Source organism: Candidatus Latescibacter sp. (genome assembly GCA_030692375.1).
Taxonomy (GTDB): Bacteria; Latescibacterota; Latescibacteria; order Latescibacterales; family Latescibacteraceae; genus JAUYCD01.
Genome location: JAUYCD010000101.1, coordinates 1 through 10563, shown reverse-complemented (window position 1 = coordinate 10563; position 10563 = coordinate 1). Strand labels below are relative to the sequence as shown.

The 10563-nt window shown below is 48.7% G+C and carries 8 protein-coding genes; 1 reads left to right on the top strand and 7 read right to left on the bottom strand.

Annotated features, from left to right (window positions below; genetic code table 11):
• Positions 1-374: 374 nt before the first annotated feature.
• The 7 genes from Q8O92_06285 to Q8O92_06255 all read right to left on the bottom strand — a co-directional run bounded on the left by Q8O92_06285 (position 375) and on the right by Q8O92_06255 (position 9019).
• Positions 375-1904, bottom strand: coding sequence for a hypothetical protein (locus Q8O92_06285; protein ID MDP2982916.1), 1530 nt, complete (start codon positions 1902-1904; stop codon positions 375-377).
• 140 nt (positions 1905-2044) lie between these two features.
• The gene (locus Q8O92_06280; GenBank protein ID MDP2982915.1) at positions 2045-5071 is read right to left on the bottom strand and encodes a glycoside hydrolase family 2 TIM barrel-domain containing protein; all 3027 of its coding nucleotides are present in this window, start codon (positions 5069-5071) and stop codon (positions 2045-2047) included.
• A gap of 249 nt (positions 5072-5320) precedes the next feature.
• Positions 5321-5803: a BglII/BstYI family type II restriction endonuclease gene (locus Q8O92_06275; GenBank protein ID MDP2982914.1), complete on the bottom strand. Its 483-nt coding sequence runs from the start codon at positions 5801-5803 to the stop codon at positions 5321-5323.
• Positions 5804-5844: 41 nt separating this feature from the next.
• The gene (locus Q8O92_06270; GenBank protein ID MDP2982913.1) at positions 5845-6957 is read right to left on the bottom strand and encodes a hypothetical protein; all 1113 of its coding nucleotides are present in this window, start codon (positions 6955-6957) and stop codon (positions 5845-5847) included.
• Complete coding sequence (locus Q8O92_06265; GenBank protein MDP2982912.1) at positions 6954-7496, bottom strand: hypothetical protein; 543 nt, start codon at positions 7494-7496, stop codon at positions 6954-6956. The genes Q8O92_06270 and Q8O92_06265 overlap by 4 nt, the downstream gene beginning before the upstream one ends.
• A gap of 216 nt (positions 7497-7712) precedes the next feature.
• Positions 7713-7880: a hypothetical protein gene (locus tag Q8O92_06260; protein ID MDP2982911.1), complete on the bottom strand. Its 168-nt coding sequence runs from the start codon at positions 7878-7880 to the stop codon at positions 7713-7715.
• Complete coding sequence (locus Q8O92_06255) at positions 7877-9019, bottom strand: sialidase family protein (GenBank protein MDP2982910.1); 1143 nt, start codon at positions 9017-9019, stop codon at positions 7877-7879. The genes Q8O92_06260 and Q8O92_06255 overlap by 4 nt, the downstream gene beginning before the upstream one ends.
• Positions 9020-9351: 332 nt before the next feature.
• Between Q8O92_06255 and corA the strand changes: the two genes are divergently transcribed.
• Positions 9352-10419: a magnesium/cobalt transporter CorA gene (gene corA, locus Q8O92_06250; protein ID MDP2982909.1), complete on the top strand. Its 1068-nt coding sequence runs from the start codon at positions 9352-9354 to the stop codon at positions 10417-10419.
• Positions 10420-10563: the final 144 nt, after the last annotated feature.

Below are 10563 nucleotides of genomic sequence, written 5' to 3'. Positions count from 1 at the left end.
ATGACGACATAAATAATTGCGCACGTTTTGAGTATTTAGATCCTGAAACGGTTTTATCGTTCCCGCGAAGCGGCAACGAGTTCAGGATGACACGTGTCATGCCGAACTTGTTTCGGCATCTATTTTGAAAAGAAACGCAATGAAATATGTCGTCATGTATAATTGGGGAATTCTTTTCGTATTATTATTGTTCCGGTGGTTAAACAGTTACTTTGGACGATTTCATGCCGAACTTGTTTCGGCATCTATCAAATAAACAGGATTTTTCACAAGCTTTTTTAATGTTCCATCACCATTCGTGCTTTATTGCATACCCTTATTTCTCCACAAGATTCAAGAACAACTTTTTCGCAACCGCCGATTCAGGAGAAAAATCACTTACCCCGAAACTCAAATGCCCCCAAATCTGGAAATTCCCCGGAATAAACAAGGCTCAACCCCTGACCCCGTATCCATGACACCGTCCGGTCTATCGTAATGCGGTTGTTTTTATAATCGATGTAAATGATTTGTGCGGTTCCGGCCCGACCTTCAATCTGTATGAAATCTCCTCGTTCGCCGGGTATACCCCATCCGTCATAGAAGAATCCGGCATCATCCACGGTGAACGTTACGCTCTTCCCCGTGGGACTGGTGATTTTTGTCAAAAAGACGCCTTTATCGATACATGGACTGTCGGTTTTCAACCGGAAATCAGGAAGAGTGGAATCGGCTGTATCGCTTGGAATTGTGCCGTTCATAAAAACGGGATCCCCCTCATCCAGCCAGTTTTTCAAAACAATCTGCGGTCCGACCTTACCATAACCGCCGATTGACGTGTTGTTGTAGTTATCGTGCATGATGTTGTTCACAATTATATTGCAGGGCAGGGGGCCGTTGCCCCAGTTGCCGAAAGCAATGCCGCACCGCCATTCACGGTCGATATCACTGTTATGGCCATTATAATAGAGAGTATTGGAATAAACATAGTTATAAATCGGAATGCTTACCGTCATGCTGTGTAATCCAATACCCGAAGCTTTATTCGCATAGCACATGTTCCTTCTCACGATGTTGCGCGGCGATCTTAACACCAATCCGTCAGCGCCATTGTCATCGGGAGGCACTCCGGCAAAAGCGAAACGGTTGTCTTCAAACAGGTTTTGGCCAGCCATGGGACCGATAGTCATGGCGTTACGGTTCCCGTAACCGCCGGTCCTGGGGCTGGTCATCCATTCCTCATTATGCAGATAATTCCCCCTTACGACATTGTTTTTCCCGCATACCTGGAGGATATGGTGGCCTCCGTAAAAGAAAGTATTGTTCTCAATCACATTATAGTTGGTGGCATCGGTTGTGCTGGTATCATATCCGATATCAAGGATTGCTCCCTTGTCATCATTCTTGCTCACCCAGCCGAATCTCGAAAAAGTGCAGTCATGTATCCGGTTAAAGGTGGATCTGTCATGAACCCAGGACCCCATCCAGGTCGTCTCTGTTTGATTCCGGTCAAAAACGCAATAACCGATGTCATTATAATGTCCGTTCCGTATGATGAGAAATTGAAGGCAGTTACGGAATTCAATGCCTTTCACGGAAGTATACGACCTGCCGTCGATATGGATGGCATATCTCGTTCCGCCGATTTTCACACGCTCATTTTGATAATTGGTATAGGTTATTCTCCCCTTGTCGGATTTCCCGGAGTTCAGAGGTGCAATATATGTCCCGTATATCCCTCCTCTCAGACATACGGTATCGCCGGCCAGAACATTGGCATTGGCCGTTTCCAGTGAACATGGAGTATTGATATTACTGCTTTGGCTCCATGTTGCGGAACCGGTTGGAGACACATAGTAATCGGCCGCCAGAATACTGGAAAGTGAATACAAAAACATAATTACCGATATTCCGATTTTATACATAATTCTTCTCCGGGGAACACTTTGATTCCCCTCATCCTTTTATCCTCGCCTGCCGATTGGAGAGAGGCCCGTTCTCGGCCTGTATGGTGTTCCCCCCGTCTGCGCTCGGCGTGGGATAAGGGGAATAAGGGTGAGGGCCTTCATCGCTCCACCATATTCAAGAACAATTTCTTCGCAACCGCCGATTCAGGTTTTGTCGAAGCTAATTCCGGCAATATTCTCAGAGTAGAGAGATAAACTTCCCCTCGGCCGTAAGGAATGCGCACCAGGGCGTCGAGTATGTCCGGGCGGTTTTCGCAGGCTAGCGCCACGATTGTTTCTGTGCCGAGGCGGGTCATGTCCAGACCCCAGATGTCGCCGTGATAGAAGGACTGATACTCCCAGTTCATGGCCTGCGACTGCGGAAGACCATTGAAGACCAGGTTTTTTCCTGCTATGAAGCGGCCGTCGGCGCCCCAGTGAACGCTGCGTTTGTACTCTATGGCGGCGTGACGGAAGAGGTCGTTCAGAAGCTCTGCCCATTTGTCCGCCTGGTCGAGAATGATAATGCTCGTTCCGTTCGCCGCCCGGTCCATGACTGTGTTGATGTAGCGGCTGCGGTCCGGCATGGAGGTCCTCCGGAAATCGTGCGCCCCTATAATAATGATATCCGGGTCCGGCTTAGAGGCGTCGAACGCCTGCAAGGTGATTCCGCGCGTCTTTTTCAGGAAGTCATTGATGACTCCTGAGGTGTCGATAACTGCGGCTGTTCCCCGTATGCCCGGCCCGGTGCGGTAATCCGCCGCATAGCATTCATCATGTCCAAGGGCGGCAATTTTTCCGCCTGAATCGCGAAGCTCCGCAGAGACCGTGTAATAGCCCGCCTGCTCCGCCGGGGGCAGGATGACTCCTTCAACGAGAAGCTGGCCGTACTCCTCGCCGCCCAGGACGTTCACGGGGAATTGCTTCGTGAACACCACCACGCCGTCAGGGGCGGTGTATTTCACCTCCAGCATGCATTTTCCCTTTACATCTGTCTCATTGATAATGAAAAAATCCGCCCGCGGTACTGCCCCGGCGGGGAGCACCTTGTCCGGTATTTTCACCGCGATATAGAGCGGCCGGGCGTAGTATGACAGAATGGATGGGTCGGCGGTCGGATAGCGGTAGGCATCGGCGATATCCTCGGAAGTTTCCGGCGCGGCCCAGCCGTTGAGATTGAAGCCGTCGGTGAGATTTCCCATGCGGGCGTTCTCCAGCATGCGGCCGTGATAGTAGTGAAGGTTGCGTCCCATGCTCAGGGTTAGGTCGTCCACAGTCGGAAACGAGGAGCGGAAGTGGCTTTCATCGAGGAAGCGTTCGTAGCAATCGTACCAGTGGAGAAGCATCCGCTCGCGCCAGCCGGTCGCGCCGCTCCTGAGAATGTCGCTCCGTATCTTTTCCAGGCGCATCATGGTTCCCCACTGGCCTTCCTCGCCCCAGAAGATGATCTCGTTTCGCGGAAGAGCATGCAGAGAATCGGCCTGGACGATGTCGGAAGGACCGGTTATTACCCCGCGGGCAAAGAAGCGCGGATTACGGTAGCACTCGTCGACATAGCCCGGATAACGGAACCAGTGATGCTGGTCGAACCACCCGGCGGTATACAGGGTGCTGTCGAAGGGGAGCATATGGAGTTTGTAAGGGTCGGGTGTACGATTCTCCCAATAGGGAAGCCCGTTGTAAATATGGCTCGTGTAGGTGAGGATACGGCCGGGATCGAGGGAATGTACCATCCTTACATTGGCGATATCATCTTCCGAAGGCGCTTTCTGCGCTTCGTTGACCAGGTTGCAGATGATAAAGGAAGGGTTGGAGCGCTCGCGCATAACCATACGGCGGAGCTTCTCGCGGCGCCATGTTTTCACCGTTTCGTCCTGCGCCGGTTCGCAGCGGTAGCCGGAGGGTTCCTCATAAACAAGGAGCCCGGCTTCATCGCAGAGATCGATGATCATGGACTGCCCGATGGCGCGATGGAAGAGCATCATGTTGTAGCCCAGCCGGAGTGTGATTTCGATGTCCTTACCGGCCGTTTCCGCTGTGGGATTCATGCCGGTTTTTGGCCAGAAGCCGCGGGTCATGGCGGCGAAGATGAATACCCGCTTCCCGTTGAGGTAGAAACGCTTGTCCCCGTTCTTTTCCCCCACGGTGAAATAGCGGAATCCAAAGCGCTTTTCTGCCATGTCAGAAAGGGAGCCATCCGAGGCGGTGAATTTCACGGCGGCCACATACAGGTGCGGATCGCGGATAGCCCAGGGTTTTGCCTTTGGAGCTTTCACAGGCAGGGAGATCGTATATTCTCCTGCGGGAACGGAAACAGGCATGGCCTTCTCCCAGATGACGTTCGCGGGATTCCTCCACTCGTGCACCTTTACAACGAGCATACCATCCACAGTTTTCCCGGTACTATTGGCGAGGGCGGCAAATATCTCCGCCTCTGTAATCACCGGCTTGTTCTCTACATATACATCGTCGATATACACTCTGTCGGTCGCCCGGAGGTAGACACGTCCGGTGATGCCGCCGAACCCGTGAACAGCAGGAACCAGGTTCTTCCCCCAGCGGCAGAGGTCGTTGTCCTCCCAGGTGAAGTTTCCCACCGGATCGGTGATGCGCACATCGAGCCGGTTCATCCCGAAGATGGCCGCTCCGGTGATGTCCACCTCGAACGGAGTGTTCCCGATCACATCGTATCCTGCCTGCTTTCTATTTACGAACACTTCCGCCCGCAGGTTCACCGATTCGAACCGGAGGGTTATCCGTTTTCCCCGCAGTTCGGAATCGAGAAGAAATGTGGTGCTCCACCAGGAAACACCGCGCCAGTCTCCGGCGACGCCGATGGGATTGCCGTTGACGCCCCAGAAATGCTCTTCAACTGTTCCGGGAACGGAAACCACCTTGTCGCATTTCCTCTCCAGATCATCCCAGCCGCAGGCAGGAGGATTAACCGGCAGCGTGCTCACATTCACCGGAGGCATGAACACCGGGTCATTCTTCCAGTCCGCGTTCTTGTCGAGGAAAAGCCGCCAGCCTTCGCCGGAAAGCTCCTTTTCATATCTTCCGGGAGCTGCCGCGGCAAGAAGAACTCCGGAAAGCAGGAATAGGAGACTCGAAACGATGAGTTTTCGGGGTTCTGTCAAGGACTTCATGGGAGTTATCCTTTCTTTATTGCTCCGGTGATGAGGCAAAAAACCAGAAATGGAAGAATTATTCTCATGAGAGTATCTCCTGAAGATGAAAAAAAAGATGCCGAACCAAGTTCGGCATGACCATTATAAATAGATGCCGAAACAAGTTCGGCATGACACGTTCAATCTGAACCGGTTGCCGCTTCGCGGGAACGATAAAACCGTTTCAGGGTGTAAAATATACGTAAAACTCAAGCGTGCAATAAATTTCTAAGGAAGTACTCCGATAATCACCAAAGGCACCGCAGGAACGCCCCGTCCCTGACGGATAACATTGTACAATTCGCCCTCGTAGTAAGGAACGCCGGAGCTCATCTGTGCCTGCAAGGCTTTCATCGGCAGGATTTCGATGCCGACATCGATATGATCGCCGATATAGAAGGCCAGATGATTTGAGAAAGCGGAGCAAGCTTCATAAGCATTTTTCTTAAATTGCATTCCTATTGCCACCCGATTGGACATCCAAAAACCGACTTTGCTTTTCTCCCAATCTGTGGCGCTGAGAAGGAATTTGAAAGAGGCATTAATGACAGTGGGGTTGAACAAGAATTTCCCATCTTTGGATACTTTGGTTCGGCAGGACTCGGCATCGACCGTTTGAATTACCTTTTCAATTTTATCCAACAAGTCCGGCTTGCGAATTGTAAGGAATTCCAGGCCGTTGAGGTGGGAATGGCGTTCTACTATCTGCATAAAAAGGTACCTTATATTTTATTTTGGTAAATATTAAAAAATCATTCATCTAACTCAATATCTATGAATTTATAACGATTTTCTTTAAGGATTGTTTTAACAATTACAGGGCGGTTTAACATCGGGCCAATCACGTCATCTACAATATCACCGACATCACTAATTTTCTTGTGTTCACCATTAATTGTCACTTCGATCCAATCTTTATCTAAATGAACAGCCCTTAGTATTCCATGCATTTCACTTTCTTCATTCTCTTCTGGTTGTAAATTCGTTGATCTTCTTTTTTTTATGGTATTATTTATTATTTCTCTATTTGAAGGAATAAGTGAAATTGCTCGTGTTTCATCTGAAGCACGAATTTCCATTTCTGTATAGCTCTTTCCTTTAGGTATAAGATTTCTAGAAAGTTTCAGGAATGTTTCTTGATAATTTCTGTCAGTTACTATCTGTAGAAATTGTCCATCTGGATCATTAACACATGAACGTAATATTGAAAGGAATTTTCCAGAAATATCTTTGGGGGATGGTTTGACCTGATCAAAAAGATCGAATTGAACAGGTTCTTGTATTGCCATAGCAAACTGATAACTTGATGGTACTGCATGGAATAACCATGGTCGATATATATCTTGTATTTCTTTTTCTGGTCTACCTCTTTTTCTATGAGGTATATCTTTAAGAAATTCCGCAGTCCTGTAAAAGTAAGATTGGACAGTTTGTACTTTTTCAACAATCAAATCCAAGGGAGCACCACCCTTTACAATTTCACCCCCTTTAATAGCAACAAGAATTTGCCCTGGAACAAACTTAATGCCGGCCTTTTCCATCGCAGTCTCATTCCAAATTGACTGTAAAAGTGAATGTAACTGATCTGAAGCAAACTCCGGTAAATCATTTAAGCCAAGACATCTATAGGCTGCCTTTTCTGCCAATGAAAATTGACGACCTTTATATAATAGAGAAACTGTGCTTACTGCAGTAATACCTATTGTTCTATGCTTTGTTTGATCCAATGCATTGAGTGCGTTCATTTCTTCTTCGGCAGCTTTTGAGTAAAGTTCGCGAGCAAGATTATTATCTCCATTTAGTATAGAGGTCTCGGCTTGGGAAGCAAGCCTTTCGCTTTCAGTATGATGAATATTCCAGCTCATTTTTCCTCAACATCCTCAATCATCACTTTGCGAACCTTGAATCCGACTACTGTTGCGACAGCAGGTAGGTTACTAGATCCTGCGGTAGCTTGTCTTATTTTCTCACGTAGTCGCTGATTGATTGTTGATTCGGGCCCACTGTCAACACCCGATATCTCAAGTCGTAAGCATTCCTCGAGATCTTCAATTTTATGATCAATTTGGGCTATGTAATAATCGGCTCCCGTTTTTGTCTCAGCTCTGCGTATTGCAACTAAACCACGCGATAACTCAACAGCCGCTAAAGCACAAGCATATGCACCAGCTTCCGTTGTATCAATTTCATTGGCAAATGCATTTCGTATTCGGTCATCACAAATGCTCCATTCTGCAACGGCTACTTGATTAGAACCTTTATTAAAAATATCGAATTCTGTTGGGGATATATGGTGACGATCCAAACATACCCTTGCAGCTTGAGTATAAGATTCCCCAAGTTCTGCAGTTAGACCTGGGTGCCTTTCTGATAAATTATGAATTGGGAGTTTTGGTTTGTTCATAAACAGTTTTCCAAGTAGTTGTTTATAATGTACTAAAAGATTATTCTTTCCTCTTTTAATACGATAAAATTGAATCTTTGTTGTTGTATTGTGTATACAGAAAACGTATTAAATTGTCAAGATAAAAAGAACAAATAGTAATTAATTTAATGTAAAATATCTATCATAGCATTTTTCCTCCCCATATCCTCCGCCTCTTTGATCTTCTCCGGCCGTTCACGTATTTCCCCCTTCCATCCGACTCCGGAGGCAGTTGAAGAAGACGAAGCGGTCGATGAATGCTTTCATCAGGGCTTCATGGGCGCTCTGGAGGATGGTGGAGACCAGGATATGGGTGTTCCCGTTTTTACGCGGGCTGCCGACGATTCCGAGGATTTTTTTCATTTTACTCTCCATCTGGTTCCCATGAGGCAGGTCTTTTCTCCCGGTTTATCCTTCTGGTAGTAAACGGTGAATACTGCACCGTCGCTGAGCTCCACCGAGGCTGGGTAACCCAGGTCGCCATCGAGAGCGGGGGCGATTGTGAACGAATGCTCCACATCCCAGGTCTTGCCGCTATCGGAGGAGAAGCAGGCGCGCTCGCCGAACGGCGCCCGGCGGTATCCGTAGACGGTGAGGAGACGGCCGTCTGCAAGGCGCAGAAGGTGAGGCGGGCAGCCCCAGATGCCGGTTTCGTGGGGGACTGTCCAGGTACGGCCGCCGTCAGCGGATTCGGACTGGCGCATGATATTCCGCTTTTCCTCACGGATCATGACAAGGATTTTCCCGTTATCCGTTTCTACAGCATGCGGCTCATGGTAGGTCGAAATGTCATCCCCGGCGGGAATGGGGATGGTACCGATACGCTTCCAGGTGAGGCCGTCATCGCGTGATTCCTCCACCGAGAGCGCCGGATCGGCATCAAAATAAATCCGCCCCACATACAGAATGCGCCCGTCACGGAGCTGAATGGGGCCATGGGGGGCTGAACCCAGCACCCGGATGGGATCGCCCCAGGATTTCCCGCCGTCCACGGAGCGCCTGACCCAGCTTCCCAGCCACTGCTTGCGGATTTCGGGGCTGAGCTTTTCAGCGTGGCGTTTCCAGGATTGAACGAGTTCTTTCGGGTAAGATTCCTGGTATCTGGGGTCGTCGAAGGCAAGAGAGGTGAACCAGCTCACAATGAGCGTGCCTTTCTTTGTGGCGAAGATACCGGCGTCACGGTCGTCAAGGGGTGTGTTGTTGACTGTAACCGGCTCGGACCATGTTTTGCCGTTATCGGAGCTGCGGACCATCTGGGTTTTTCCCCAGGGGCAGACATGTTCGTCACGGTCTCCGGAAAACACTGCGATAAGCTCACCGGCTGGAGTGAGGGCGATGGTGGGCCAGCCGATATACCTTCCCGGCTCCTTGCATAACACATGTGAGGAGAGCACGGCAGGATTCCCCTGGGCGAAAACGAATACTGAAAGAGTGAAGGAGAGCGTCAGATAAAAAAGAACCGCGAAGAATATTCCTTTCACAAATCGAAAAAATGTTGACATGATTGAGCCTCTTTTTTAGAATTATTATAGTGTTTTTCTTTTGACAGGATTTACAAGATTCACAGGATTCTATACTCTTGTGTTTTACAAAATCTTGTCAATCCTGTTAACCCTGTCAATATTTTTTCCGTTTTTCTTCTTACGTTGCGTCTTTGCGACTCTGCGAGAGATAATCTTATGTTTCCTTTGTTCCAATAACGTATAATCTCAACTCCGGGTATCACTCTGTCAAGATGAATAAATTTTTATTTCTCTCATGGCCGGGAAAAATAACTTGAGACCTGAGTTTCCGATGCATATCTTAGAAAAAACCAGTTAAAGCGAGTACTGCCATGAAAAGACGTCCTCTCCTGCGCCGATCTAGAAAAGCCGGGCTTCCTCCGGGGAGCCTTGAATATTTCGGCGAGAAAATTGCCGGAAAACCCACCGTCTCAGTGATGGATTTCAGCGAACATGAATTCCGTGAATTCAAGGCAAAATCGGTCGAGGATACCTTTGCCCTCCGGGAGACCGCTACTGTTTCATGGATAGACATATCCAGCATGATCGATGGAGAAACCATCGAGAAGATCGGAGAGCACTTTCGCATACATCCCCTCATTCTGGAAGATATTCTCACCCAGGGGCAGCGCCCAAAAATGGAGGATATGGAGGACTACATCTTTGTCGTGCTGAAAATGCTTTCTTATGACGAGAAAGCCGGTGAAATCAAAGCCGAGCAGATAAGCATTGTCTGGGGCCGAAATTTTCTCATATCGTTTCAGGAATTCGAGGGGGACGTGTTCAATGCCATCCGTGACCGGATACGGAACGCCAAGGGTCGCATACGGAAAATGGGCACTGATTATCTGGCTTATTCCCTTATCGATGCGGTGATAGACCACTATTTCATAATTATGGAGAAACTCGGGGAAAGAATTGAGATACTGGAAGAGCGCCTCATAGAAAATCCTGGCCGCGAAGCTCTCCATGACATCCATACCATGAAACAGGAGATGCTCTTCCTCCGAAAGTCTGTGTGGCCGCTCCGTGAGATGATCAGCGGGCTGGAAAAGAGCGAAAGCGCGCTCATTCATGAAGCCACCGTCATGTACATCCGCGACCTCTACGACCATACCATTCAGATCATCGATACCGTGGAAACCTTTCGGGATCTTCTTTCGGGAATGCTCGATATTTATCTTTCCAGCACGAGCTACCGGCTGAACGAGGTGATGAAAGTCCTGACCATCATCTCAACCATTTTCATCCCCCTTACCTTTATCGCCGGGGTCTACGGCATGAATTTTGAGCTTATGCCGGAACTCAAGACCCGCTGGGGATACCCGGCCGTATTGACCCTCATGGCCGGTGCGGCGCTGGGGATGGTATACTATTTCTGGAAAAAGAAGTGGTTTTGAAAACAGGCTCTTCTCCAAATTAGTTGGTAAATTTTGCAGTGCAAAATGAGATAACTCTTTGAGAGGCAGCCCCCTAAATCCCCCGAAGGGGGACTTTCATCGTTTGGGATAAAAAAAGTTTTGTTACGTAAATAATCTAAGCAA

Excerpts from the sequence above, each read along its gene's own strand:
- Q8O92_06265 (MDP2982912.1), bottom strand. The coding sequence starts at position 7,496 with ATGAACAAACCAAAACTCCCAATTCATAATTTATCAGAAAGGCACCCA.
- Q8O92_06280 (MDP2982915.1), bottom strand. The coding sequence starts at position 5,071 with ATGAAGTCCTTGACAGAACCCCGAAAACTCATCGTTTCGAGTCTCCTA.
- Q8O92_06270 (MDP2982913.1), bottom strand. The coding sequence starts at position 6,957 with ATGAGCTGGAATATTCATCATACTGAAAGCGAAAGGCTTGCTTCCCAA.
- Q8O92_06255 (MDP2982910.1), bottom strand. The coding sequence starts at position 9,019 with ATGTCAACATTTTTTCGATTTGTGAAAGGAATATTCTTCGCGGTTCTT.
- corA (MDP2982909.1), top strand. The coding sequence starts at position 9,352 with ATGAAAAGACGTCCTCTCCTGCGCCGATCTAGAAAAGCCGGGCTTCCT.
- Q8O92_06260 (MDP2982911.1), bottom strand. The coding sequence starts at position 7,880 with ATGAAAAAAATCCTCGGAATCGTCGGCAGCCCGCGTAAAAACGGGAAC.
- Q8O92_06285 (MDP2982916.1), bottom strand. The coding sequence starts at position 1,904 with ATGTATAAAATCGGAATATCGGTAATTATGTTTTTGTATTCACTTTCC.
- Q8O92_06275 (MDP2982914.1), bottom strand. The coding sequence starts at position 5,803 with ATGCAGATAGTAGAACGCCATTCCCACCTCAACGGCCTGGAATTCCTT.